Genomic DNA, 26012 nt, shown 5'->3' with positions numbered 1-26012 from the left:
TTGTGAGTGACAGGGCCGGGCGGTCCCACCAGTGGTGGAGGACCGCCCGGCCGTTCCCCGATGTCAGCCGGTGAAGCCGGCCACGTTCTCCTTCGTGACCACCTTCACGGGCACCTTCACCGTCTCCTCGACCTCCTTGCCCTGGAGCGCCTTCAGGGCGTTGTCCACGGCGATCCTGCCGAGCTGGGACGGCTGCTGCGCCACGGACGCGTACAGCGTGCCGCCCCCGACCGCGTTGAGACCGTCAGGCGTGCCGTCGAAGCCGACCACCGAGACCGACGTGCCGGCCCTGGAGCCCAGCGCCTTGATCGCGCCGAGGGCCATCTCGTCGTTCGCCGCGATGACGCCCTGGACGTCCGGGTGGGCCTGGAGAAGGTTCGACATCACGTCGAGGCCCTTGGTGCGGTCGAAGTCGGCGGGCTGCTGGGCCACGACCCGGATGCCGGGGTAGGCCTTGAGGCCGTTGGCGAAGCCCTGACCGCGCTCACGGGCGGCGGAGGTGCCTGCCTGGCCCTGCAGGATCACGATCTTGCCCTTGCCGCCCAGCTTCTCGGCGATGGTCCTGGCGGCGAGTTCACCGCCGGCGACGTTGTCGGAGGCGACGAGCGTGTCCACCGGAGCCTTGTTGACGCCCCGGTCGACCGCGATGACCGGGATCTTCGCCTTGCCGGCCGCGTTCACCGAGTTGCCGGCCGCGTCCGAGTCGACCGGGTTGACGATGATCGCGTCGAGGCCGGCACTGGTGAAGTTCTGCAGCTGGTTGGCCTGCTGGGAGGCGTCGTTCTGGGCGTCCGTGACGGTCAGGTCCACACCCCGCTTCTTCGCCTCGGCCTCGGCGCCGGCCCGGATCTGCACGAAGAAGGGGTTGTTGAGGGTGGACAGCGACAGGCCCATCCTCGGGCCGCTCGTGGCGGAGGAGCCGTTGTGCAGGAAGGACGTGGCGCCGACGATCGCGACGGTGACGACGGCCGCGAGCGCGTACGTCGCCGCCTGCCTGCCCTTGTCGCCACCCGTGCCGGCCGGGGCCGGCGTCGCGCCGGCCTTGCGGCGGGCGGTGTCGAGCAGCACCGCCAGCGCGATGACGACACCGATGACGACCTGCTGCCAGAACGCGGAGACGTTCAGCAGGTTCAGCCCGTTGCGCAGCACGGCCAGGATCAGCGCGCCGATCAGTGTGCCGGACGCCTTGCCCGTACCGCCCGCGAGGGAGGCGCCGCCGATGACGACGGCGGCGATCGCGTCCAGTTCGTAGCCGTCGGCGGCCTGCGGCTGCGCGGAGGACAGCCGGGCGGCGAGCACGACACCGGCGACGGCGGCGAAGAGGCCGGAGAAGGCGTAGATGGCGAGCTTCTGCTTCTTCACGCGCAGGCCGGACAGCCGGGCGGCCTCCTCGTTGCCGCCGATCGCGTACATGGAGCGGCCGATGTACGTCCGGCCGAGGACGAAGGCGGCGATCAGGCCCATGACGGCCATCACCAGCACCGGCACGGGCAGCCACCCGCCGAGCGTGTCCCCGAGGTGGGAGACGGAGTCGGGGAAGGCGATCGGGGAGCCCTCGGAGATGACGAGGGACAGGCCGCGGGCCACGGACAGCATGGCCAGCGTCGCGATGAACGGCGGCAGCTTGCCGTAGGAGATCAGGATGCCGTTGACCAGGCCGCAGACGATGCCCGTCGCCACGGCGAGGAGCACGGCGAGGAAGACCGGGACGCCCGCCGAGGTGGCGCTCCAGGCGAGGACCGTGGCCGACAGCGCGGCGACCGAGCCGACCGACAGGTCGATGCCCGCCGAGACGATCACGAAGGTCACGCCGAAGGCGAGGATGGCGGTCACGGCCGCCTGGACGCCGACGTTGAGGAGGTTGTCCGTCGTGAGGAAGTCACCGGACAGCGCCGACATCGCGATGACGAGGACGATGAGCGCGGTGAGTGCGCCGTTGTCGAGCAGGAGGCGGCGCAGGCCCCCCGAGGCGCCGCCCGCGCCCGTCGTGCTCTTGAGCGTGTCAGTGGCCACGGGAGGCCTCCGTTCCGGTCGTGCTGGTGGGAGTGCTGACGGCGAGTGCCATCACGGCGTCCTGGGTCGCCTCTTCGGCGGAGAGTTCGCCGGCGATCCGGCCCTGGGCCATCACCAGCACCCGGTCGCTCATGCCGAGCACCTCGGGAAGGTCGCTGGAGATCATCAGGACGGCCGCGCCGGCGGCGGTGAGTTCGTTGACGAGCTGGTAGATCTCGACCTTGGCGCCGACGTCGATGCCGCGCGTCGGCTCGTCGAGGATGAGCACCTTGGTGTCGGCGAGCAGCCACTTGCCGATGACGACCTTCTGCTGGTTGCCGCCGGAGAGCGTCCGCACGTGCTGACCGAGTCCGGCCATCCGCACGCCGAGCTGCCCGGCGATCCGCGCGGCGGCCTCGCGCTGGCCCTTGAGGTCGACGAGCCCGGCGCGCGTGGCCGACCGCAGCGTCACCAGGCCGAGGTTCTCCTCGACCGACGCGTCGAGCACCAGGCCCTGCCCCTTGCGGTCCTCCGGGACGAGCCCGATGCCGGCGGTCATCGCCGCGTTGACGTCGTCCTTGGCGATCGGGGTGCCGGCGACCTTCACGGTGCCCCGGTCGTACGCGTCGGCCCCGAAGACCGCCCGTACGACCTCGGTACGGCCGGCTCCGACGAGCCCCGCGATGCCGACGACCTCGCCGGCGCGCACCTCGAAGCTGACGTCGTGGAAGACGCCGTCCCGGGTGAGCCCCTCGACGGACAGCAGCGCGGCGCCGCGGTCGGCCCGTTCGCGCGGGTACTGCTGCTCGATGGAGCGGCCGACCATGAGCCGTACGAGTTCGTCCTCGGGCGTGGCGGCCGGGACCTGCCCGACGCTCTTCCCGTCCCGGATGACCGTCACCCGGTCGCCCAGGGCGGCGATCTCCTCCAGGTGGTGCGTGATGAAGACGATCCCGACGCCGTCCTCGCGCAGCCTGCGCACGATCGCGAAGAGCTTGTCGACCTCCTCGGAGGTGAGCACGGCCGTCGGCTCGTCCATGATCAGCACGCGCGCGTCGAGGCTGAGCGCCTTGGCGATCTCGACCATCTGCAGGCGGGCGATGCCGAGTTCCCTCACCCGCGCGCGGGGGGACACGTTCACGCCCACCCGTGCGAGGAGGACTTCGGCGTCCGCCTCCATCCTCTTCCGGTCGATCATGCCGAAGCGGCGCGGTTGGCGTCCCAGGAAGATGTTCTCGGCGACCGTCAGGTCGGGTACGAGGTTGAACTCCTGGTAGATCGTGGCGATCCCGAGCCGCTCGGCGTCCTGCGCGCCCTGGACACGCGTCTCCTCGCCGCCGACCAGGATCCGTCCGGCGTCGGGGGTGTAGGCGCCGGAGAGCATCTTGATGAGGGTGCTCTTGCCCGCGCCGTTCTCACCGAGCAGCACGTGCACCTCGCCCCGGCGCAGGTCGAAGTCGACGCCGTCCAGCGCCACCACGCCCGGGAAGGTCTTGCGTATGCCCTCGATGCGCAGCAACTCTTCCGTGTTGCTCACGACTGGCTCCTGTTCGTCACGGGGTTCCCGTCGGGGTTCTCGCCGCAGGAGCGGCGCACGACGAGGCGGGCGGGGAGGGTGACGGACTCGCCGGGCCGTCCCTCGATGCGGTCGACCAGGGCCCGTACGGCGGCCCGGCCCAGCTCGCCCGTCGGCTGGGCGATCGCCGTGATCGGCGGATCGGTGTGCACGAACCACGGGATGTCGTCGAACGCGGCCAGCGCGAGGTCGTCCGGTACGCGCAGGCCGCGCGCCCGTACCGCGTCCAGTGCGCCGAGCGCCATCAGGTTGTCGGCAGCGAACACGACCTCGGGCGGCTCGGCCAGGGCGAGGAACCCCTCGGTGACCCGGCGGCCGCTCTCGGCCTGGAAGTCGCCCTGCCCTGTGTAGGCGTCGGGAAGGTCGAGCCCGTACGCGCCGAGCGCCTCGCGGAAGGCCGCCACGCGCTCCTGGCCGGTCGTGGTCGCCGCCGGGCCCGCGATGATCGCGAGCCGCCGGTGCCCGAGCCCGTGCAGATGCGCCACGAGGTCCCGTACGGCGGCCCGCCCGTCCGACCGGACGACCGGCACGTCCACGCCCGGGATCCACCGGTCCACGAACACCATGGGCGTCCCGGCCCGGGCGGCGTCCAGCATCAGCGGCGAGCCGCCGTCCGTCGGGGACACCAGCAGGCCGTCGATCCGGCGGTCCAGGAGGTTGCGCACGTGGTGGTCCTGGAGGTCGGGCCGCTCGTCTGCGTTGCCGATGATGACGCTGTAGCCGAGCGCGCGGGCCTCCTCCTCCACGGAGCGGGCCAGTTCGGTGAAGTACGGGTTCAGCACGTCGCTGATGACCAGGCCGAGGGTGTGGGTCTGGTCGGTGCGCAGGGAGCGGGCGACGGCGTTCGGGCGGTAGCCGAGGGTCTCGACGGCGGCCAGCACGCGGGTGCGTGCGTCGGCGCTGACCGACGGGTGGTCGTTCAGGACGCGCGAGACCGTGGCGACGGAGACGCCGGCCTCCGCTGCGACGTCCTTGATACTGGCCATCGCCGCTCCACCTCCTTGTGGATCAGTGGTGCCGGCACGGGGCGGGCACGCGTGGAATCGATTACATCGACGGGAGCATGGAATCGATTACACGCCAGTGAATCAAGACCCCCAGGGCACCTCTTGACCGGATCGTGATCTCCCGGGGAGCGGTCCGACGGATCGGGGCGCCGGCCGGCGCCCGCCCGGGATCGGTGCGATGCGCAGTTCCCCACCGTGGCCTCGGAGCGGGGCGGCGATCCCGTCGTGGCGCGTCGACGTCGCCGTCAGGACCTCTCCCCCGCTCCGGCGGCGGTGGACGGAGCGTCTCCCGTCCACCGATCAAGCTGCTCGCCCTCGCCCATCCGCTGGGGGTCACGTCCCTGCCGGTCAGCCGTCACGCCTTCGGCCAGTCGCCCTTCACCAGCTCGTCGGCCATGCGTCAGGAGTGATCGAAGCCAAGGCGATCTCCCCCGTCATCACGCCGTGCGTGTCGGGCCGTGCAGGGCTGTCGGGGACGTCGGTGGGGCAGGGCATGATCTGCCGGATCAGCGGGACACGGCGGACTTCGGAGCGCATGTTCGTCTCGTACTGCCAGTGCTACCTGCAGGGCGACGACTTCCTCACTCCGTACGACGACGCCGACACGGTCGTGCGGATCTGCGAGGGCAACAGCCTGGCGGCAGGAGGCCCGGAGCACCTCACGCTGTTCGCCGGCACGCACACCGGCTGGATCCGCTCACCACCGCGCAGTGCACAGAGGGACCTCCTCCGCCGGGGCCGGAGTGGGAGACCGTGTGGACGTGAGCATCCACAGCACGAGCGGGAACCTGCGGCTGTTCCGGTGGTGACGACGTGGAGGAGGAGGCGGGGAACTGCGCGACCGCGGGCAAGGGCTGGTATCGCTTCCGGGTCCAGGCACGCGGACGCGATGGGGGCACGGGGCACGAGGGCGACGAGCCGGTCGCGGAGCATTCCCTGAGCGTGCGGCCGGCACCCCCCGGCCCGCTGTCGTCCGCCGCGCCGACGATGCCCTCGCCCGGACTCGCCACGACCCCGCCCGGCCCCCGGCGCGGCCCATTCCACCGTGAGCGCCTCCTTCGCCTGCGACCTCCCTGACGCGTGTGGCCGTCAGGCGTCTCGGTGGCGTGGTCGGCCTGACCGCGTGGCGGCGGCGCGGGCGGGCGGGCGGACCAGCACGACTCGCGGCCGGCCCCGCCGCGGCCGCAGGGACCGCACGGACCGCCCCCGGTCCCGAGCGCCGCAGCGGCAGCGGCAGCGGCAGCGGCAGCGGCAGCGGCAGCGGCAGCGGCAGCGGCGCAACGACCGCGCCGGCACACCGGCCGAGCCGTCCCGATGACGTGACCGCCCGCCGCCTGCGCGCCGCCTCGCTGCTCGCCGCCGCCGCGCTCACTCGTGTGACGTGCTCGCCGCGGGAGCGGTCCAGGCGTGCTCTCGCAGCAGGCGCAGGCCGTTGAGGCCGACGATGACGGTGGAGCCTTCGTGGCCGGCGACACCGAGTGGCAGCGGGAGCGTGCCGATCAGGTCCCAGGCCACCAGAACGACGATGAACGCCGCCGCGATGGCCAGGTTCTGCACGACGAGGCGACGGGCCTTGCGGGAGAGGGCCACGACGGCGGGGATCGTGGCGAGTTCGTCGCGGACGACGACGGCGTCGGCGGTCTCCAGCGCGAGATCCGAGCCGGCCTTGCCCATCGCGATGCCGACGTGCGCGGCGGCCAGCGCCGGAGCGTCGTTGACGCCGTCACCGACCACCAGCACCCGGCGCCCCTGCGCCTCCCACTCCCTGACCGCGGCCACCTTGTCCTGAGGGAGCAGACCGGCGCGGACGTCCGTGATGCCGACCTCGGCGGCGAGGCGGCGCGCGGCACGCTCGTTGTCACCGGTCAGCAGGACCGGCGGTCGACCGGTCAGTCCGGCCAGCGCGGTCACGGTGCTCTTCGCGTCGGGACGGAGCCGGTCGGCGACGCCCAGGACTCCGACCGGTTCGCCGTCGCGCAGGACGAGGACGGCGGTACGGCCCTCGTCTTCGAGTGCCCGCACCACACCGCCCGTCTCCGGGTCACCGCCGACGGGGCCGAGACGGGCCGGAGATCCCACCTGGACGGTGTGTCCGCCGACGACGGCGGTGACGCCCCGGCCGGGTTCGGAGGTGAAGCCGGACGCCTCGTCGAGGGTGAGCCGGCGCTCGTGAGCCGCTCGGACGAGGGATCGGGCGAGGGGGTGTTCGCTGGGGTGTTCGGCTGCGGCGGCCAACGCCAGCAACCCCTCTTCGTCCAGGCCGGAACCGGACCGGGGGCGGATGTCGGTGACGTGGGGCGTGCCGGTGGTGAGCGTGCCGGTCTTGTCCAGCGCCACGGCGTCGACCTGACCGAGGCGCTCCATCACGACGGCGGATTTCGCGAGGACGCCGTGGCGGCCGGCGTTGGCGATGGCGGAGAGCAGCGGCGGCATCGTGGACAGCACCACCGCGCACGGGGAGGCGACGATCATGAACGTCATCGCCCGGAGCAGGGCGGGCTGGAGCCCGGAGCCGAAGGCGAGCGGAACCACGAAGACGGCCAGCGTGGCGAGGACCATGCCGATGGAGTACCGCTGCTCCACCTTCTCGACGAACAGCTGCATGGGTGCCTTGGTCTCGGACGCCTCCTCGACCATCTTCACGATGCGCGCGATGACCGAGTCCGCCGGATCACGTTCGACCCGCACCCGCAGGGCACCGGTGCCGTTCACGGTGCCCGCGAACACCTCGTCCCCGGGCCGTTTCGGCACCGGCAGCGGCTCGCCGGTGATGGTGGCCTGGTCCACGTCGCCTGCCCCGTCGAGGATGCGGCCGTCCGCCCCGACCCGTTCGCCGGGCCGCACCAGGATGGTGTCGCCGACGGTCAGGGAGCCGGCCGCGACGCTCTCCTCACGGCCGTCCGGCAGGAGACGGGTCGCCGTCGTCGGCGAGAGATCGAGCAGACCGCGCACGGAGTCGGCGGTCCGCGCCGTCGCGACGGCTTCCAAGGCCCCGGAGGTGGCGAAGATGACGATCAGCAGTGCCCCGTCGAGGACCTGGCCGATGGCGGCGGCGCCGAGCGCGGCCACCACCATCAGCAGGTCCACGTCCAGGGTCCTGTCCTTGAGGGCCCTCAGGCCCTCCCGTCCCGGTCCCCAGCCGCCCGTGAGGTAGACGGCGCCGTACAGCGGCGCCCAGAGCCCGGCCGGTGCTCCCGCGAGGTGCAGAGGGAGCGCGATCAGGAACAGCACGAGCGCGGCCAGCGCCCACCGGGCCTCCGGCAGCGCGAGGACCCGCGTACGCCGTCGCGGGAGTGCCGGACTCGGCCCGGCAGTGAGGGGTGGGGGGCGCTCTTCCACGGCAGAAGACATGACAAAACAACCCTTCACGGGCGGAGGTCGGCTTGGCTCACCACCATACAGGAACAGTTGAACAGCTATTCAAGTGTCGCAGGTACAATGGCACCATGGGCCACGGAATCGACACCGCCGACAGTGCCACCACCCGGGAACGCCTGGAGGCCGTCGGCACGGCAGACGTCGCTGCCACCCTGCAGGCCCTCGCCACACCTTCCCGGCTCCGCATCCTGGCCCATCTCCAAGAAGGCCCGTGCTCCGTGGGCGACCTCGCGGAGGCCGTCGGCATGGAGACGTCCGCCTGCTCGCACCAGCTCCGCCTGCTGCGCAACCTCGGCCTGGTCTCCGGCGAACGCCACGGCCGTTCCATCATCTACGCCCTCTACGACAACCACGTCGCCGAACTCCTCGACCAGGCGCTCCACCACGTCGAGCACCTGCGCCTGGGACTGCGCGACACCCCCGCAGCCGTCACCGAAGACGCTCCGGCCGGCCCCTGACCCCGGGCGCCACTCCAGGCGCCCGGCGCTTGCCGTCCGGCTTCGGGGTCCGCGCGGTGCGCGCGGCGCTTGGCGACCCGTGTACCAGCGCGCCGCCGCGCCGCCGGCCCGCGCCCGCCGCGTACGAGACCTGCCTCGGGCACCCGGGTCCCGGGAGGACACCGCCGACCGGTCCGCGGACGGCGGAGGGGGCATCCCGACGCCCGAGCCCGAGGCGCAGGCCGGGACCGTCAGCCGTATGCGACCTGCGCGGGCATCCGTTGACGGTGCATGAACCGTCACCACGTCGCCGGCGCACCGGCGTTCTCGGTTCGCCCCCGCCGTCAGCACTCGCACCACTGCTGTCCCCGGGGCCGCCACGTCGGTCATCGGCTTCGGCGACGCGGCCTTCGACAGCGCCCGCGCCACCATCGGCGGCCCTCGTGCCGGTGGTACCACGCAGCAGCACAGCGGCACCCTCACGGGTCTCGGTGTCGCCTTGCCCGCCGGCAGTCCGGGCGACCAGTGCGGCGCCCTCGGGCTGCCGGCCGCACTCCACGAGGAGGTCGGTGTGGACGTGATCGGCGACCTGACGGGCGGGGAGGTCCGGCCGGACGGCGCCGGACGGATGCGGCGGATCACCTCGCCGCGACGCTGCCCGCAGCGCCGGACAGCGGGGGGCATCCATGCCGCAGACGAGCCCTCGGGGACGGCCACCAGTACAACGCCTTCTGGTACTGGTCAGACCGTGCGCGCGCACCACCAAGCGACAGTTCGACGCGAGCGCTACCGGCACAACGGCCCGACGACGCGTTCAGCACACGGATCCGGGCGCACGTGAGCCCGGCGTTCGGGTGGGGCACGCCCCCGCCGCTCCGGTCGCTCTTCACCCCGGGCACCCGGCGGGGGCGGGACCGCTGTCAGGCGCGCGTGTTGACGCTCACCGGTCTTGATCCGGTGGGCGGCGTCCAGCCTTGCAGCGTGGCCGGGATTCCGACGCGGGTGTTGCAGTCGATGACCTGGAAGTGCAGGTGCGCGCCGCTCGCCGCCCCGGTGGCTCCCGACCAGCCGATGATCCGGCCCTGCGGGACCCAGTCGCCCGTGTTGTAGATCGCGCGGTTGAGGTGCGCGTAGTGGGTGCACTGGCCGTTCGAGTGGCGGATGATGACCTCGATGCCGTTCTGCCAGTACGGCGACCAGTCGGAGACGAGCACCGTGCCGCCTTGTGCGGCGGAGACCTCGTAGTTCGCCGGCAAGCCGAAGTCCCAGGCGTACTCGTTGTACGGGCCGGTGTGGGAGTACGTGCCCTCGGGCCCTTGGGTGACGAGGTAGGACTCACCCGAGGGGTAGGGGAGTTCGTAGGAGTGGTCGACGGCCGCGGCCGGAGGGGCTGCGATGAGGCCGATCGCTGCGACGGTGAGTGCGGAGCTTGCCATGGCGCCGAATCTGAGGAGAAGTCGTCTCGCGTTGCGCATTGCGCCTCCCGCTGACAGGTCTGATTCAGACTGCACCACATTGGCACCAACAGCCCCACTGGACAAGGCTGTTGCAAGAACATGCAGCAAACCCTGTCGGGGGGAGGGGGTCGGAGGGGGACGGGGGCCCGAGGTGGCGAAACGGCTCACGTCCCTGACTTCCCGGTGCGAGGGGACGCCCGCGGGCGCCGCCGGACGGACGTGACGACGATGGCGTGCCGGGCCCGAGTGGGACGCCGACCTCGACCGGGCTGTCGAACCCGGCTGACCACTGGTACACGGGCAACCCCCGGCCGGCCGACACGGTGACGCGCGGCCGGCCGGCCGGACGGCACGGTGACGCGGCAACGCGGCTGCGGCGCCCCGACCGACGCGGGGACACAGCCGCCCCGCGGACGGCACGCGGAGCGGGGCGGTTCACCGGCGCGCGTTCCTCCGTTCCCACCCGTCCGGTCACCCGGCCCGGCCGCCCGGCCGGTCGATCAGACGGCTCGCGAGCCGCTGCCGGTCAGTCAGCGGGAAGGCCGAACCAGCGCAGGAGTACGGGTCGTGCGTCGCCGGGGGCGTCCTCGGGGTCACGGGCGTAGCGCGCGAGCAGCGCCAGATAGTCGTCGTGGAACGCGTCCAGCTCCCCCTTCGTGAGATGGACGAGGCTGCGTGAACCCCGCATCCAGCCTTCGGAATCGGCCTGCCCGGCGGTGAACTGCCGGGCGAGCTCGACGTCCTCCTCCATCCTCATCCGGTCCAGTTCGGCCGACATGGCGCGCTCGGCCTCCGTCAGCTCGCCCTGCGGCGGCCTGCGGATGTCGAGGCCGCGCACCCCGCGCCACCAGCGCTCACGCCCGGCGGAACGCTCGGGGATGTCCTCGACGAGGCCGCTGCGCTCCAGCATGCGCAGGTGGTAGCTGAGCGTCCCGGTGTTCTCGCCGAGGGCGGCGGCCAGCGTCGTCGACGTGGCCGGGCCCGCCGCACCGAGGTGGCGCAGGATGCGCAGGCGCAGGGGGTGCGAGAGGGCCTTGAGCACCTCGGGGCTGTCGACCGTGCGCCGCGGTACGGCTTCCGTTCTCCGCTCGTCCGTCATGGCGGCAGTCTATCCGGATCACAGTCATTTCTCTGCAGAGCTTCCTCTGCAGAGAAATCTCTGCAATGCTGTGGTGCATGACGCCGAACCGAAAGACCTTCCGTCCGGTCGCCCGCCGCTGCGCCAGTGCCGTTGCGGGAGCCCTGCTGGCCGGCCTCACCCTGGTCGCCGCACCCGCACATGGAGCCGAACGGCTGCCGGCACCGTCCCCGTTCGACTTCTCCGCCTGCCCGGCCATCGACGAACTGCCCGCCGGCGCGGACCCCGGTACCTGGCGCTGCGAGGTCATGCACGCCACGGGGCATCTGCGCCTGGGCGCCGTCGACGAGCCGCTCACCGAGCCCATGAAGATCGCCTTCGCGGAAGGTCGTGTGGGGGGTGTGTTCCGTCAGGTCTTCGGGGAGATGACCGCCGCGCCCATCCGGGTGGGAGGCACCCCGTTGACGCTGACTCCGCAGTACGGCGGCTACTCGGACTTCCTGTCCGACGACACCCGGCGCGGCGAGTTCGACATCACGTTCGCCATCGGCTCGGCACACGGGTCGCCGGCCGTGCCGTCGCCGGGCTGCTCGGTGGGCAGCCACGAGGACGCGGTCCACCTCGTGCTCAAGGACACCGATCCCACCCGCGTGATCACCAAGGACCCCCTGGTCGTCGCCTTCGGTGCCCAGGACACGAGCTTCGCAGCCCCGGGCACCCGTGGCTGCGGCCCCCTGCGCCGTGTGCTCGACCGGGCCCTCGGCCTGCCGTCCGCGGCGGGGTCGAACGCCTTCGACATGGACGTCACGGTGGGCATCCGGCCCTACATACAGGTCGGTTCGGTCGAGTGACCGACCGCATCTGTCAGTCCGTCGGGGTGGCCCAGGCCCGGGAGCCCCGGAGCGGTCCACGAGGCGACCGCGGTCGGAGCGGGCGCCGGCCCGACCAGGGCGGCGAGGGGAGTGCGCTCACAGCCCTCAAGCGGACTCGGTCGGCCCGACGTCCATGCGAGGGCGGCCGCGCAGGAGCCGGCGCCCTTCGTGGCCTCGTCCCCGGCCCCACCGTCGCGAAGGTCGATTCGAGTGGGAGGACTTCCACCCGTGCTGCTCGGCGAACGCCCTGATCGCGACGGGCGCGCGCTCGCGGTCCCCGCCACCGTGATGGGATCACCGAGGGTCAGCTCGCCCCACTCGGCCTGGTCCTCGGCGCCGTGGTTTCGTTGACCCGACCGAACCACCGCCTGGAGGGCACCCATGACGACCGACCAGCACGCCGACTGGACACGCCTGGAGGTCCGCTCCCCCGACGACGTGCCCGCCGCCACCCCGCTGTCCTGGCAGATCGAGAAGGTGAGCCGCCACGAGGACCGGTTGTACCGCAACCGGATTCCCGCCCGTCGAACCCCCACCCGGTCCCCCCACGAGCTCGAAGGCGGCGACGTCGACGACGCCCTGGCCGTCCTCGCGCTACGGGAGTCCATCCGCCGGGACGTGGAGTGCGGGCGCGGCAACCGCATCCACGTGGCCCTCGGACTGGGCGCCACCTGGCGGCAGGTGGCCGTCGCACTCTACGTCACCCCGCAGGAGGCCCGGCAGATCCTCCGGGAGTACGCCGAGGGCCAGCGCGACATGTGGCTCGGGTACGAGCAGCAGGGCGTCGAACCCCTCGGGTTCACCGCCGAACAGCACGCGACCGTACTCGCCCTGTGCGCACTGGCCGACGACGAGACGACGAACGCGGCTGATCAGCCCGTGTGAGGGGAGGCAGTACCCAGCGGGAACCGTGGTCCCCGTGGCGGGGTGTCGGGCTCCAGGCGTGGCGGCGTGCCCACTGAGGAGGTCCGGGAGTGACGGGGTGACGAGCGGGGGCGCACCCCGTCGTGTGGCGGGTGACGGGTCATGCCGGCAGCCGCCGGCGGGACGGCTGAGGCTGACGCGGGCACCAGGCGCCGACTGCCCCGTGAACCCACCGGTGAGCAGGACGACGGCGACGGCTGTCACCGCCACCGCGCAGGTGGTGGGGCCCACGCACCTCGCTTGCGCACGGTCGTCTCCCGGCACCGGTGCACCTGTCCCCCGGCACACCCCTCCCCCGAGTGCGCGGCCACTCCGCTGCGTCCGGGGCTCGTGCTCTGGCGAGGTCGACCGCCCGGCCAGGTGCACGGGGGCGGTGCCGCAGCGGTGGACGGCGGCCTCCCGGGCTGGGGGCGGCGAGGAGGACGTCGCCGGCCGGCCCGTCCCGTTCAGCCGGTGCCGAGGGCGGGCGGGTGCTGGTCGGGGCCCGGGAACTGGCGCAGCCGCTGCCTGACCGCTCGCTGGATGTGCCGGGCGCAGCGCAGGTGTACGTCCGCCGACGCGCCGTGCGGGTCGGGGATGTCGCGGTCGGGGTCGAGGCACAGGGTGCGGCCGGCCACCTCGGGCGCGACCGCGAGGACGGCGTCCCGGTGGTCGCGGGTCATGCAGTAGATGAGCGCGCTGCTGCGGCACAGGCGCGGCGTCACCGGTCGCGCGCGGCGCAGGCGGGGGTGTCCGGCCCCGGGGGCCGGGCGGATGCCCAGACCGGCGAGGGCGGTCGTGGTGTGGGGCGACATCCGTGCCCCCCACCACCTCGCGGGGACCGTCACCCCGGCGCTGGTGATCCGCAGGGAGGATGCGGCCCTCCCCTGCCGGGCCACCTCGTCGCGGGCCACCAGCTCCGCGAGGGGTGAGCGGAAGGTGTTGCCCCCGCAGACGAACAGCACCCGCCGTGCGCCGCCGCCCGAGCGGAGTCGCCGGGAGGCCACCGTCGGGTAGCACAGGGCGCCGATCGCGGCGACGACCAGGGCCAGGCCCACCAGCTCGGCAGTGGTCGGGGTCGGCAACCCGGCCACGTGGTGGAGCAGGTACGCGGCGATGACGCCCGAGACGAGGCTGGCGCACCGGTTCACCGGGACGCACCAGGAGAACGCACGACGGTCGAGGTAGATCAGCGTGCCGAAGACGAACAGCACCTCGTAGGCCACACCGACCGCTGCCGCCGTCAAGGCCTCGGGGGTCGTGAGGAAGGTGGTGAAGCCCGCTCGGAGTCCCGGCTGGCCGGCGAGGGCCCCGGCCACCAGGAGCACGACCAGGCAGACGGGAGCCGTGGCGTGCTCAAGGACGAAGTACCGGCGGTCGCTGGCGACCACACCGGACTTGGCGACGCGGCTCATGATCTCGAACCGGCCCGCATAGCCGATGAGGTAGACGCACACACTCGCGACTGCTGCCGGGGGGAGGTGGAAGTCCCGCACCCCGCCGACGGCCACCAGCACCGCCGCGAGGCTCAGGAGCAGGGCCGTCCACGCGGAGGGTGTCACGTGCCGTTCGCGGGCCTTGTCGATGAGCGGCGAGGCGATCAGGACACCCCCGCGCATGAGCAGCAGCACCAGCAACACGGAGACGCCGGTGAAGGTGAAGTTGAGCGCGGTGGTGCCGATGACGAGGGAGGTGAAGAACCCCGCCCCCACCACGTGAGCGAGGGACACCACGGTGCGGTCCGTACCCGGGGTGCCGGTCGCGCGCGCGTAGCGCCACCATCCGCTGGCCGCCAGGAAGACGGGCATGACGGCGAGCTGCCCCAGCGCGGCCGCCGGCAGCAGGACCGTTCCGTCGACCGGCACGCCGGCCACCGGAGGGATGCCGCCCGTCAGCGCCTTCAACAGCAGCACGTAGGGAATGTAGGAAAGGAAGTACCCGAACGCGAGCCAAACCATCCCCGCCCCTCTCCCGATCGGCCCCGGGGGCCACGCCCGCACGCCCCCGCCCGGACTGCGTAGGTGGAGGGCCTGACTGCCGGCATGCCGAATGCCGCCCGCCAGACGACCCGTTCGGCGTGGCTGTACGAGGAAAGCGTGACCGTGCCCGTCACCACTGACAACGCTTCCGACGGGAGCAACGGTGGTGTTGCAGCACGTCAGCGCATCGCCGGTAGGAAGGGGCGAGCGTCCGCGCCGGTCTCACGCCCCCGCCGTCGTCGTCGCCGCGCAGCGGGGGCTCGACGTGGGCACGGTCGGCTGGCACGCCTCCGGCTCGGCCGGGGAGTCACCCGCCTCGGCGGCTCCCTGACCGCACGGCACGCCCACCGGACACACCGCGCCGGTGCCCTCCTGCCGGCCGGGCACTCGATGACCGCGACGGGCTCGCGATCCACACCGCGCCGCACCGCGCTGCCGGGCCGGTGAGGCGGCGGGGCAGCGGGGTGCGGCGCGGTGCGGCGCGGTCGAAGCGCAACGGGAAGGGGACGGGTGACCGGAGCTCGCGGCCGGGGCACGTCGACCGCGGCGGTCAGGGCGCGGTGGGTGAGCGGTGGGGCCGGCGGAGGTCGACCGGTGAGGCCGGCCGGGGTCGGGCGGTGAGGCCGGCCTAGGTCGGGCGGCGGCACGACGAGCACCGCGGCAACCGGGCTCACGACCGCAGACACGGGCGGTGGTGCGGGACCCCCGGCGCCGACCGCTGCACCGCCCCGGGGGCCGACTGCCACGGCGTGAGGGGCGGTCGACCGGTCACCAGGGGAGCCGGGTGCACACCGTCTTTCCGCCGTCCGGGGCGGGCAGCACACGGACGTCATCGGCCAGGCGCGTGACCAGTTTCCAGCCCCAGCCGCCCTGCCGGCCGGTGATGTCCGGAGCGCGGGGCTCCGGCGGCGCGGGGTTCGTGTCCGTGACCTCGACGACGACCACCTCCTCGTGTGCGGTCAGGCGCAGGGTGCACGGGCCGGGGGCGTGCCGTACGGCATTGGTGACGAGTTCGCTCGCCACCAGGAGCACCGCGTCGCTCGCGGCGGGGCTTGCCGGGCGGCCGCGGCGGCGTACCGACTCGGCGAGGAAGGCGGCGGCTGTCTCCCGGGCCCGCGCGGATGCCGTGGCGGTGCCGGTCAAGTCGAGGGAACGCTCGTGGGGGGTCATGGATCGCTTCCCGTGCGCATGAGGGTCCGGGCGTGGTGGTGTCCTACCGAGTGCCCCGGCATCAGGAAGTCGACGCCGGGATGGTCCGGCCGTTTTCACCGGCGTGTGGCGGCCGGTCGAGGAAGGGCGGTGTGTCCTGTCTCCGGTAGGGCGCCGGGGGGCACGTGCCGGGCGGCCGGGTCGGGCGACGGGGGGAGCCTGCCGTGGAGGTCTCGTGGCGTGCAGGAGTGTGGAGGGGCGGCGGACCTCCCCAGGCATACCACCCCTCCATGCGGCATCGTGCCCTGGTTCACCCACCTGCGTCAGTGACCCACCTCTCCCCCACCCCCCTTCGGAGGCGTGCGCGGGCGCCGGGTGAGGACGTCGTCCCCGGGAGCTCCGGCCGGCTGCCGGGCACGGGCCGGTCGCAGCGAGACCGCCGCCGCGCGCCCACCGGCGCTCGGACCGGCGTTTCCCACCCGCCGAGCGGGCGACCGCCCCGACGCCGCGTTGCCACCTCCGTGACCTGGCGACCGGCCGCGTCCGTCACCCCCACCCCCGCCGGACCCGGCTGCCGAATGGCCCGGCCCCGGCGGACGACGGCCGCGCCGGTCGGCCGCGCGGGCTCGGGAGACGCCGCGCCACTCGTGCGGGCTCGGAAGGCGCCTCGTGCAGGCTCCGTCGCTGGGCGGGATTCAGCCAGGAGCTGGTCAAGTCACCCGTTCGGGTGGCGTTAACCCGTGTGTGGCCAGGGCACTCACCCCTCCATGGACAGGGACCGCGAGGAGGACACGGAAGCGGAGACGGCTGCCGCGGGCGAGGACGCCGCGGAGCAGGCGGCTCAGGAGATGTCGGCGGCGGTGGCGCGGGTGCGCCGCCAGGCGGCTCGGGTGCACGACCTGCTGCCTCCCGACGACCCCGGACGGGACGGTGATGCTCCCGTGTGAGCCGCGGCCACTCCTCGCCCTCCCGCTGCTCGCCGGGGGTGACCACGGCGACCGTGATTGATCAGCGGGCTCGTGCGGCGGGGGGGGTGGGCATCGAAGTGTTCGCGCGAGGGAGGGTGCTCCGGTCGGGGGCTTCGTAGGGTGGGTGCCGTCAGGCCGTGCCGAGGGAGAAGGAGAGCGGGATGCCGGTGGCAAGGCTGGAGATCACGCCGGCGATCGTGGAGCGGGACGCGGTGCTGGCGTTGGGCGGTGAGCTCGACATGGCCGGCGAGGCGCCGTTGACCGGTGCGGTCGGTGAGCTGCTCGCAGCCGGCTACCGGCGCCTCGTACTGGACTGCGCGGGGCTGGAGTTCTGCGACTCGCGCGGTTTCACCATCCTGCTGCTGGTCCGGAAGGCCGTCCTCGACGCCGGAGGAGGGCTGGTGGTGGCGGCGGCCCCGGAACGGCTCATGTCCCTCCTGACGCTCGTCGGCGCACCGGAGATCCTGACCCTCGCCCCCACCGTCGAGCAGGCCCGGCTGGCCCTGGCCGAACACGACACAGGCAGCGGCACCGGCAGCGGGGCGACCCCGACGTGACCGGCCCGACCCCGACCCCGGTGTTACGACCACGGGCGGGCGGATACCGAGCGGCGGGTGGTCACCGGGCCGGGCGGGCCCGGTGACCTACTCGCGGGCGGCAAGGGGCGGGCCGGGCACGGCCGTGCGTCCGGGCCGCAGGGCCCCCGCCGTACGTCCGGGCCGCCAGGACCCCCGGCACGGCCGCGCTCCTCCCCCGCCCGTGCGACGCCCCCTGGGGCCCGTCGCCCGGCCCGTCCGTGAACTACGTCTTCTCGGGGTCCTGCGGCGCCAGTGCCGAGACCTCGTACGCGAGACCCGCCGGCACCGCGGCGTCCACCGCGCGGATCACCTTGCCGCACCCGCTGTACTTCCGGGGCGAGAGCTCCATCAGGCAGCCGGACGCCCCGAAGAGCGTGCGGTCGTCACCATCCCGCTCCAGGCCGACGATCTCGTCGAAGCGTATGTGGTGCAGTCGCCCGTCCCCGTCGATCTCCGCCACACCGTCGCCGGTCAGCACCAGTCGGGAGCGGCGCGCCGCGCCGTACCTCGCGCGCGCCGACAGCGGCGGCCGGAACACCTCGCCCGCGGGCAGCACGCCGTGCTCCCAGCAGGCACCCCGAGGCAGCGGCCGTCCGTCGGGGGCGGCCAGCCGGGGCTCGACGTCCGGCGCCACGGCCAACTGCGCGCCGGCGGTGGCTCGCGCGAGACAGGCACGTACGTCCTCGGGCACGACGGCGCGCAGGGCGGCCAGCCGGGCCGCGGCGTCCCGGGACGGCAGTCCGAACAACTGGGCGCAAGCCGCCCGGTCCAGCTCGGCCTCCAGGGCCCGCGGGTCCTCGTAGCTCTCCCGGAAGCCCTCGATCTCGTCCTTCAGCTCGGCCTCGGTGGGCAGTTCCCGACCCAGGCGCAGTACTTCCTGCCAGAGCAGCTCGGCCGTCTCGGCTTCCTGTCCGGGGCGGCAGTCCAGTGAGAGCAGGGTGTCCACGGTGTGAGCGTCCCGCAGGCTCGACTCGGCCTGGACCGCGTAGCTCAGACCGCGGCGGTGCCGCGCGAGCTCGGTGAGCCGGTGCTCGAGGAGCGCGAGACCGAGAGCGGCCGCCGGTGAGCCCACGGGCGTGGCCAGGGCGATGGCGGCTCCTTCGATCGGCGCCTCGTCCCAGGACGGACCGGTACGCGCGGCAGGAGTCGTGCGTTGCGGCGGCCGGCCATCCGGCAGGGGTAGCCGCAGACCTTCCGGCGGAGGCCCGGTGAGCTGCAGGACGGCGTTCACGCGGGTGAAGTACGCGGCGGCGTGGGCCCGGACGGCGTCCGCGGGGAGCCGGTCGTAACCGGGTCCGACGTAGGGCGCGAGACCGGGGCCTCGGGCCCCGAACCGCTGGTTGAGCAGGAAGGCGGCGGCCGGTGACGTGACCGAGGACGCCTCGGCGGTCAGGATGCCGGCCTCGTGCCGGATGCGGTCCAGCGGCAGGTCGGACAGGGCGGCGCAGATCGCCGCCAGGAAGGCCGTGATCTGTTCCGGGCGGCCGGAAGCGGTGAAGCGGGTGACTTCCAGGTCGACGGAGGCGTTGTGTTCGTGGTGCAGCCGGGGCAGCGTGCTCATCGCCAGGTGCTCGATGAGGTGGGTGACCCCGATGGTGCGGAAACTCTCGTCCCGGGCGCCGCACCCGAAGGTGAGCGCCGCGCTGAGGGGGGCCGGTCCCGGGGCCCACAGGACGGTGACGCCGTCGACGGTCGTGCGCTGCATGGGCCCGACTCTACTGACAGCCCGCGCCGGGCCCGCGCGTCCCCCCATCGAGGGCGCCGCGGGCGGACGGCCCAGGTGACGGCGCAGGCGCGTCACGGGAGCGGCGGGCGGTGCCGCGGGGGTGGCCGCCGGCCGGTGCGGGCGGTGTCGGAGCACGTACGGCGATGCGTTCGCCGCTTCGCGCGGGCCCGCGGTGTCCGTCAGGGGGCCATGCGGACCGGCCCGTGCTCCGGCCCTCGGATTACCGGCTGCACGGTGGCTCCCGGCCCGGCGACGCGCCCACCGGGCCGGGCCGGACGCGCGGGCTCCCCGGCACGGCCCGCGGTTGGGCGTGGGGGGAGGGAGGGAAGGCTGCGGGTGACCATTGCCCGTCGTGCAGGGGGTGTCGTGGTGCCCAGGAGCTCACGTTCGACCGCTCAGAAGGGTCATCCCTTCGGCCGTCGACCGCAGGGAGGGGTGGCGGACGTGCTGTGGGAGTGGTCGAAGTCCGGCACCCGGCACGCCGCCCTGCACCGGCTGTTGCGACGGCTGCCCGGGACCGGCTCCGCGGGGGCGTACCGGTTCGGTCTGGTCCAGCGGCCGCACTACGCCTACGGGGTGCGCCGGGCCACCGAGCTGGCCGCGCGGTTGGGTCACCGGGGGGTGACGGTGGTGGAGTTCGGGGTGGCCGGGGGCAACGGGCTGCTGGCTCTGGCCGAGCACGCCCGGTACTACGCCGCCGCCACCGGGGTGGCGGTGCGGGTGGTCGGCTTCGACAGCGGTGCGGGCATGCCCGCCGCCACGGACCCTCGCGATATCCCCTACTTGTTCGGCCCCGGCTTCTACACCATGGACCACGACCGGCTCCGCGCCCGCCTGGGCGAGGCGGAGCTGGTACTGGGGGACCTCGCCGAGACCCTGCCCGCGTACCTCACCTCCCGGGCGGAGCTGCTGCGCCATCACCCGCTCGGCTTCGTCAGCCTGGACCTGGACTACTACTCCTCGACCGTGACCGCCTTGGAGGTCTTCCGGCGTCCGGCGCACGAGCACCTGCTGCCGCGGGTCACCTGCTACCTGGACGACCTGCCCGGCACCATCGAGCAGATCGGCGAAGCCGCCGCCATCGCCGACTTCAACGCCGACCACCCCGCCAGGCCGATCGGCCGGGTGCTGGGGCTGCGCGCGTTCACGCCCTTCGACCCACCGTGGGCCGACCAGATCTACGTGCACCACCGACTGGACCATCCCGATTACGCGCGCCTGGAGGTCGGCGCCACCGGCGACCAACTGCCCTTGTCCCCATGACCGCACGGGGGCCTGTGGGACCCGCACGGGGCCCGTGGGAGGACGGCGGATCGCCGCGTGCGAACAGCGGGACGGGGTGGGCGGGGGGCAGGACCCGCAGCTGCTTCGGCAGCCGGATGGCGGGACGGTGCTACTGGTCGGCCAGCCGGCGCTCCGTGGCCACCAGGTACTCCCGCAGTGTCCCGCGGGACTCGACGAGCGTGTCGATCTGCTCGTCCAGTGCGGCGATGCGCGCCCGCAACAGGTCCAGGGTCTCGGGGCAGGGCCTCAGGTCGGGCGCCGCGCCGCTGACGCACGGTTGGAGGTACCCGATCTCCCGGGTCGACAGCCCGGCGTCGAGCAGCTTCCTGATCTGGGCCACGGCCAGGACGGCGTCGTCGCCGTACGCGCGGTAGCCGTTGTCGCCGCGGTCGGGCACCAGCAGGCCCTGCGCCTCGTAGTACCGCAGTTGGTGCGGGTTCACCCCGGTCCGCCGGCTCAGCTCCCCGATCAGCATGCGCACTCCCCCTTGACCTTCATACCGGTGTGAACGTCGACGATCGTCCCACCGATCAGAGGAGGAGCACATGACGCACATCGGCACACCCGTCACGGTTCTGGGTCTCGGCCTGATGGGCGGCGCCCTCGCCGGGGCGTTCCTGCGCGCGGGACACCCGACGACCGTGTGGAACCGCACGAGGGCCAAGGCCGACGGCCTGGTGGCCATGGGCGCGACGCTCGCCGAGTCTCCGGCGGACGCGCTCGCGGCCGCCCCGCTCGTGGTGGTCTGCGTGTCGGACTACGACGCCGTGGCGGACGTCCTCGACGGACCGCTCGACGGTCGGGTCGTGGTGAACCTGACCTCGGGCACGCCCTCGCGCGCGCGGGCGCTCGCCGAGGAGGTGGCGCGCCGCGGCGGGGGATACCTCGACGGCGGGATCATGGCCGTCCCGGAGGCCGTCGGCACGGCCGCCGCCGTGGTCGCCTACAGCGGGCCGCGACCGCTGTACGACGCCCACGAGACCACGCTGGGCAGTCTCGGCACGGGCCTCCACCTCGGCGACGACCCCGGACTGTCGGCGACGCACGAGATGGCCACGCTCGTCCTCATGTGGGGCATGCTCGACGGCTTCCTCAACGGGGCCGCGATCCTGGGGACGGCCGGTGTGTCCGCCACGGCGTACCTCCCCGTCGCACAGACGGCGATCGACACGGTGGCCGGGTGGCTGCCGGGCTACGCGCGGCAGGTCGACGACGGCACTTACCCGGCCGACGACGGCACGGTCGACACCCATCTGGCGGCGATGGCGCACGTGGTCGAGGAGAGTGAGTCGCTCGGCGTCAACGCCGAGTTGCCGAGACTCGTCAAGGCACTGGCCGAGCGGGCGGTGACCGCCGGTCACGGCGCCAGCGGATACGTGGCGTTGGTGGAGCAGTTCCGCACGCCGTGAGGAGTGCCGGCGGTCCTCGGCCCCCGAGGGGCAGCGCCCCTCGGGGCCGGCGGGCGTGGTGCGACGCGGACCGTGCCGTCCGGGGGCCGCGCCTGGGCAGGCCCCGGTCCCCACGCCGGCCATGTGACGGGCCGACCGGCCGGCGGCCGCGCCGCCGGGGCACCGGGCCGGCGAGTGGCCCCCCCCCGGCCGGCGAGGGCCTTCCCTCCCGTTCCGGCAGGCGGGTGGGGTGCCCCGTGCGGTGCGTTCCGCTGCTTCTGGCAAGATCGTTTCCCTGTCGACATGTCATGCGCCGACCATCGGCCATGCCGAACAACACCTCAGGACCGTCGCCGACGGCGGCGGCTTGAACGGGGAGGGGACACGATGCGCACGGCATCCCGCTGGAGGTCACGCCGGCTCGCCGCGGCCCTGAGCACGATCCTGCTGACTGCCGGGATCCACCTCGGCGACGCCGAGGAGGCGGCGGCGGTCGTGCCCCAGGGGCCGATCTTCAACAAGCCCACCGGCACGTACGAGGAGCAGCACGCCATTCGGATCCGGCTGCTGACCTACGTATCCACCGCCGCCCCCAAGTCGGACATCAAGGTGGCGCTGTACCACCTGTACGACGAGGAAGTGGCCCGGGCCCTCGCCGACGCCCACACCCAGCGCGGGGTGAACGTGCAGGTCATGCTCGACTCGACGAGCGTGATCCCCACGGACGGTTCGTACGACATCCTCAAGGAGGCCCTGGGCACGGATCGCACCAAGGCGTCGTTCGTGGGCCTGTGCCCGCCCAAGCAGTCCTGTCTGGGCAACCCCGACGCGCTGCCGAGCAACGGCCTCAACCACAACAAGTTCTGGCTGTTCTCCCAGGTGGACGGGGCTTCCGACCTGGTGGTGCAGAGCTCGTCGAACATGTCGCCCTCGGCGTACACCCGTATGTGGAACGACGCTTTCGTGATTCCGTCCAACCCCGCCGTGTACGGCACGTACGCGAGCCACTTCGACAAGCTCGTCGCGATGGACTGGCGGGCGTGGAACTACACGTCGGTCGCCCACTCCCCCTTCAAGGCGTACTTCTTCCCCTACTCGGGGACGGGCAACTCCCGGGACACCATCTGGAACACCCTCGACAAGGTGACCTGCAAGTGGACCGAGGGCACCACCACCCGCCAGACCAAGATCCGCGTCGCCGTGCTGCGGCTGACCCGGCAGGGCGTCGCGGAGAAGCTGACGGCGCTGCGCAGGGCGGGCTGCGCCGTCGACGTGCTCTACGCGGAGACCGACAGCGCCGCCGGCTCCGGGAGCCCGGGCACCTGGGAGGCCCTCCATGCCTCCGGCGGTCCCACGCTGCGCTGTCACAACCACGACGAGGACGGCAATCCCAAGACCACCAACTCCGTGATCCACTCCAAGTACCTGCTGATCGACGGCAAGTACGACGGCGCGGTGAACAAGCTGGTCTGGACCGGCAGCCACAACTACTCGGGGCCGGCGCTGCGCGAGAACGACGAGGCGCTCCTCAAGATCGACGACTCCGCCCATCACGACGCGTACGTGGCGAACTTCAACGCGGCGAAGGCGGCGGCGGTCCCGGGGGCCGCGGACGACACCGACGCGTGCAAGGGCGTGAAGTCGACCTCGGACGACTGAGCGGACCGGGGGACGCGACCCGGCAGCCGGGCGCGGCGTGCCGGGCGCAGCCGGGCACCCTCGCGGGTGGCGCTCGATGACACGCACAGCGCGGTCAGGGTGAGGGCGGCCGTACCGTACGGACCCGCGTGGGCCGCGGGCCTCGCGGACTGCCGGAGGCGCACCCACCCCGTGCGCGGGACCGCGGACGGCCACGCGGTGCGGCGGCCCGGCGTACCGGGGCCGCGGAGGGTGTCCGGTCGATGCCGGCACCGGAGGCGGGGCCCGCGCCGCGGTGCCGGCCGGACGCCCGGTCCGACCACCGACCGCGGCCGCACCCTCGGCGCGCCGAGGGTGCGGCCGCGGTCGGTGTCGGGTCACCACTGGGCGATGAGGGGCGCCCCCGGTTCGTGCTGCCGCCAGACCTCGGTGAGGCGGGTGAGGCGGGCGGGAGCGGCGATGCCCCGCACGGTGGCGATCCGGCCGTCGGCGAGGTCGAACGTCACCGCGCCGACGACCCGGTCGCCGAGCACGGCGAGGATGGCGGGGGCGCCGTTGACGAGCGTGTAGTGGATGGCGGGCGTGCCGCCGACGAGTCGCCGCTTCGCGGGTGTGGGCGTGAAGCCGGCCCGTGCGACGGCGGCGATGCGCTGCGCGGTGTCGTACCGCAGCAGCCTCTCGGTCAGGCCGGCGCCGTCGGAGATGGCGGCCGCGTCGTCGGTGAGCAGTGCCACCAGCCGTTCGGTGCGGCCCGAGGTGGCAGCGGCGAGGAATTCCTCGACGATCCTGCGGGCGGACGCCGGGTCACCTTCGCCGCCGGGTCGGCGGGCGGCGGTGACGCGGCGCCGGGCCCGGTGGAGGTGCTGCTGGCTCGCGGACTCGGTGATGTCGAGGATCCCGGCGATTTCGGCATGGCTGTGGGAGAACGCCTCGCGCAGGAGGTAGACGGCCCGTTCGACGGGCGACAGGTGCTCCATCAGGGTCAGCACGGCCAGCGACACCGACTCGCGTTGCTCGAACGTGTCGGCCGGGCCGAGCATCGGGTCGCCGTCGAGGAGCGGTTCGGGCAGCCAGGCGCCGACGGCGCGTTCGCGGCGGGCCCGTGCCGAGCGGAGCCGGTCGAGGCACAGGTGGGTGACGACCTTGGTCAGCCATGCTTCCGGCACCTTGATCCGCTGCCGGTCGGCGGCCTGCCAGTGCAGGAACGCGTCCTGCACGGCGTCCTCGGCGTCGGTGGCGGAGCCCAGCAGCCGGTACGCCAGCGACGCCAGCCGGGTCCGGCTGGCCTCGAACCGGCTGGTGTCGAAGCGATCAGTGGCGGTGCTGCTCACGGGGATCACCTCAGGTGACTAGGCCATCGCCCGCTGGGCGGACTCAGCGGACGCGCCGGGCACGGTGGTCAGGCGGCGCTTGCGCTTGGGCAGGCCGAAGGTCGGGTGCGAGGTGGCCCACAGCGACATCGTCAGGATGCCCGCCTTGACCCGCGCGGCCTTCCGGCCGCCCACGTACGTCGGCTTCGGCTGTCCTTCGTCGTCGACCATCTGCAGGATCCCGTCCCGCCGCCCGAGGCTGATGTGGTTGCCCAGGTACTCCAGCTTGGTGTTCGGGACCGTGCGGCCGGTCAGGCGTCCCGCGATCGCGGACACGGCCTGCATGCCGGTGGAGCCGGCCGAGGCGCAGGACATCGGCAGCGGCCGACCGTTGTCGCCGATGGCGTAGGCGCTGTCGCCGGCGGCGTAGACGTTCGGGTGCGAGACGGACCGCATCGTGCGATCGACGACGATCCGACCGTTCTCGGTGACCTCCAGTCCGCCGGCGGCGGCGAGGGGGCCGCCCTCGAACCCGGCCGTCCACACGGTCGCGTCGGACGCCAGGGCCGTGCCGTCGGCGCACAGCACCCGTGTCGCTTCGACGGCTTCGACGCTGGTGTGCTCCACGACGGTGATGCCCAGCCGGTCGCAGGCCCGGCGCAGATGGCGGCGGGCGCCGGCGGAGAGCCGGTCGCCCAGCTCGCCCTGGGCGACCAGCGTCACGGACAGGCCGGGACGGAGCTCGGCGATCTCGGTGGCGGTCTCGATGCCGGTCAACCCGTCGCCGACGACCAGCACGTTCCCGCCTGCGGGCCGCCTGCCCAGGGCGTCCAGGCGCTCGCGCAGGCGCAGCGCCGAGGGCCGGCCGGTGACGTCGAAGGCGTGCCGGGACACGCCGGGGACGCCGCGGTCGGCGACGTGGCTGCCGAGCGCGTGGACAAGCGTGTCGTATCCGAGTTCGCCGCCGCCGGCGGCGTCGGCCACGGCGACGACCTGGCGTTCGGGGTCGACGGCGGTGACACGGGCCAGGCGCAGCCGTATCCCCGTACCCGCGAAGACGTCCGTGAGCTTCCGCGCCTCGATCCGCCGGCCGGCCGCGAGCTGGTGCAGCCGCAGCCGCTCGACGAAGTCCGGCTCGGCGTTGACCACGGTGATCTCGGTGTCCGCCGGGGACAGCCGGCGGGCGAGGTTCCCGGCCACGTGGGCCCCGGCGTAACCCGCGCCGAGGATGACGATGCGGTGCTTCATGGGTCGCTCCTGTCGGTTCGCTTGCTCTCGGTGACTTGAGCGGA

General features: G+C 73.4%; 21 protein-coding genes. 8 read left to right on the top strand and 13 right to left on the bottom strand.

From position 1 onward, the window contains the following. Positions 1-63: 63 nt before the first annotated feature. The 5 genes from ACF053_RS25820 to ACF053_RS25800 all read right to left on the bottom strand — a co-directional run bounded on the left by ACF053_RS25820 (position 64) and on the right by ACF053_RS25800 (position 7926). Entirely contained in the window at positions 64-2013 is a 1950-nt protein-coding gene (locus tag ACF053_RS25820; RefSeq protein ID WP_391956155.1) for an ABC transporter permease/substrate-binding protein, read from the bottom strand. Then, a complete protein-coding gene (locus ACF053_RS25815) occupies positions 2003-3529 on the bottom strand; it encodes a sugar ABC transporter ATP-binding protein (RefSeq protein ID WP_391956154.1) in 1527 nt (508 codons plus the stop codon). Before ACF053_RS25815 ends, ACF053_RS25820 begins: the two co-directional genes overlap by 11 nt. Then, positions 3526-4554 carry a LacI family DNA-binding transcriptional regulator gene (locus ACF053_RS25810; RefSeq protein ID WP_391956153.1) on the bottom strand — a complete coding sequence of 343 codons (1029 nt, stop codon included), beginning with the start codon at positions 4552-4554 and terminating at the stop codon, positions 3526-3528. Before ACF053_RS25810 ends, ACF053_RS25815 begins: the two co-directional genes overlap by 4 nt. Before the next feature lie 399 nt (positions 4555-4953). Then, positions 4954-5112 carry a hypothetical protein gene (locus tag ACF053_RS25805; RefSeq protein ID WP_391956152.1) on the bottom strand — a complete coding sequence of 53 codons (159 nt, stop codon included), beginning with the start codon at positions 5110-5112 and terminating at the stop codon, positions 4954-4956. 831 nt (positions 5113-5943) lie between these two features. Continuing rightward, complete coding sequence (locus ACF053_RS25800) at positions 5944-7926, bottom strand: heavy metal translocating P-type ATPase (protein ID WP_391956151.1); 1983 nt, start codon at positions 7924-7926, stop codon at positions 5944-5946. A gap of 95 nt (positions 7927-8021) precedes the next feature. Here ACF053_RS25800 and ACF053_RS25795 point away from each other — a divergent pair, with 95 nt between their 5' ends. Further along, on the top strand, positions 8022-8411 hold the full coding sequence (locus ACF053_RS25795) for an ArsR/SmtB family transcription factor (protein ID WP_391956150.1): 390 nt from the start codon (positions 8022-8024) through the stop codon (positions 8409-8411). A gap of 899 nt (positions 8412-9310) precedes the next feature. Here the strand turns inward: ACF053_RS25795 and ACF053_RS25790 are convergent. Both ACF053_RS25790 and ACF053_RS25785 read right to left on the bottom strand, forming a co-directional pair. Next, positions 9311-9826 (bottom strand): M23 family metallopeptidase, encoded by a 516-nt coding sequence (locus ACF053_RS25790; RefSeq protein ID WP_391956149.1) that lies wholly within the window; start codon positions 9824-9826, stop codon positions 9311-9313. Between the two features lie 547 nt (positions 9827-10373). After that, on the bottom strand, positions 10374-10946 hold the full coding sequence (locus tag ACF053_RS25785; protein WP_391956148.1) for an ArsR/SmtB family transcription factor: 573 nt from the start codon (positions 10944-10946) through the stop codon (positions 10374-10376). Between the two features lie 77 nt (positions 10947-11023). On the opposite strand from ACF053_RS25785, the gene ACF053_RS25780 reads away from it, so the two are divergent. After that, on the top strand, positions 11024-11776 hold the full coding sequence (locus ACF053_RS25780; RefSeq protein ID WP_391956147.1) for a hypothetical protein: 753 nt from the start codon (positions 11024-11026) through the stop codon (positions 11774-11776). 402 nt (positions 11777-12178) lie between these two features. Then, a complete protein-coding gene (locus ACF053_RS25775) occupies positions 12179-12682 on the top strand; it encodes a hypothetical protein (RefSeq protein WP_391956146.1) in 504 nt (167 codons plus the stop codon). A gap of 485 nt (positions 12683-13167) precedes the next feature. Here ACF053_RS25775 and ACF053_RS25770 read toward each other — a convergent pair whose 3' ends face one another. Both ACF053_RS25770 and ACF053_RS25765 read right to left on the bottom strand, forming a co-directional pair. Beyond that, the gene (locus tag ACF053_RS25770; RefSeq protein ID WP_391956145.1) at positions 13168-14613 is read right to left on the bottom strand and encodes an arsenate reductase/protein-tyrosine-phosphatase family protein; all 1446 of its coding nucleotides are present in this window, start codon (positions 14611-14613) and stop codon (positions 13168-13170) included. Positions 14614-15447: 834 nt separating this feature from the next. Further along, on the bottom strand, positions 15448-15849 hold the full coding sequence (locus tag ACF053_RS25765; RefSeq protein WP_391956144.1) for an ATP-binding protein: 402 nt from the start codon (positions 15847-15849) through the stop codon (positions 15448-15450). A gap of 746 nt (positions 15850-16595) precedes the next feature. Here ACF053_RS25765 and ACF053_RS25760 point away from each other — a divergent pair. Both ACF053_RS25760 and ACF053_RS25755 read left to right on the top strand, forming a co-directional pair. Beyond that, positions 16596-16775 (top strand): hypothetical protein, encoded by a 180-nt coding sequence (locus tag ACF053_RS25760; RefSeq protein WP_391956143.1) that lies wholly within the window; start codon positions 16596-16598, stop codon positions 16773-16775. Positions 16776-16957: 182 nt separating this feature from the next. After that, positions 16958-17353, top strand: coding sequence for an STAS domain-containing protein (locus ACF053_RS25755; protein ID WP_391956142.1), 396 nt, complete (start codon positions 16958-16960; stop codon positions 17351-17353). Positions 17354-17597: 244 nt separating this feature from the next. On the opposite strand, the gene ACF053_RS25750 is transcribed toward ACF053_RS25755, so the two are convergent. Next, on the bottom strand, positions 17598-19079 hold the full coding sequence (locus ACF053_RS25750; protein WP_391956141.1) for a hypothetical protein: 1482 nt from the start codon (positions 19077-19079) through the stop codon (positions 17598-17600). Positions 19080-19535: 456 nt separating this feature from the next. Between ACF053_RS25750 and ACF053_RS25745 the strand changes: the two genes are divergently transcribed. Next, complete coding sequence (locus tag ACF053_RS25745; protein ID WP_391956140.1) at positions 19536-20363, top strand: hypothetical protein; 828 nt, start codon at positions 19536-19538, stop codon at positions 20361-20363. Positions 20364-20493: 130 nt separating this feature from the next. Here the strand turns inward: ACF053_RS25745 and ACF053_RS25740 are convergent, their stop codons facing one another. Next, entirely contained in the window at positions 20494-20859 is a 366-nt protein-coding gene (locus tag ACF053_RS25740) for a MerR family transcriptional regulator (protein ID WP_391956139.1), read from the bottom strand. A gap of 70 nt (positions 20860-20929) precedes the next feature. Here ACF053_RS25740 and ACF053_RS25735 point away from each other — a divergent pair, with 70 nt between their 5' ends. Further along, positions 20930-21793 (top strand): NAD(P)-dependent oxidoreductase, encoded by an 864-nt coding sequence (locus tag ACF053_RS25735; protein ID WP_391956138.1) that lies wholly within the window; start codon positions 20930-20932, stop codon positions 21791-21793. Positions 21794-22159: 366 nt separating this feature from the next. Continuing rightward, a complete protein-coding gene (locus ACF053_RS25730; protein WP_391956137.1) occupies positions 22160-23431 on the top strand; it encodes a phospholipase D-like domain-containing protein in 1272 nt (423 codons plus the stop codon). Between the two features lie 356 nt (positions 23432-23787). Here the strand turns inward: ACF053_RS25730 and ACF053_RS25725 are convergent, their stop codons facing one another. Next, positions 23788-24741 (bottom strand): sigma-70 family RNA polymerase sigma factor, encoded by a 954-nt coding sequence (locus ACF053_RS25725; protein WP_391956136.1) that lies wholly within the window; start codon positions 24739-24741, stop codon positions 23788-23790. 18 nt (positions 24742-24759) lie between these two features. Next, positions 24760-25968, bottom strand: coding sequence for an NAD(P)/FAD-dependent oxidoreductase (locus ACF053_RS25720; protein WP_391956135.1), 1209 nt, complete (start codon positions 25966-25968; stop codon positions 24760-24762). Positions 25969-26012: the final 44 nt, after the last annotated feature.

This window comes from Streptomyces kanasensis (assembly GCF_043077165.1).
Classification (GTDB): Bacteria; Actinomycetota; Actinomycetes; order Streptomycetales; family Streptomycetaceae; genus Streptomyces; species Streptomyces changanensis.
This window is presented reverse-complemented; position numbering and strand designations above follow the sequence as displayed.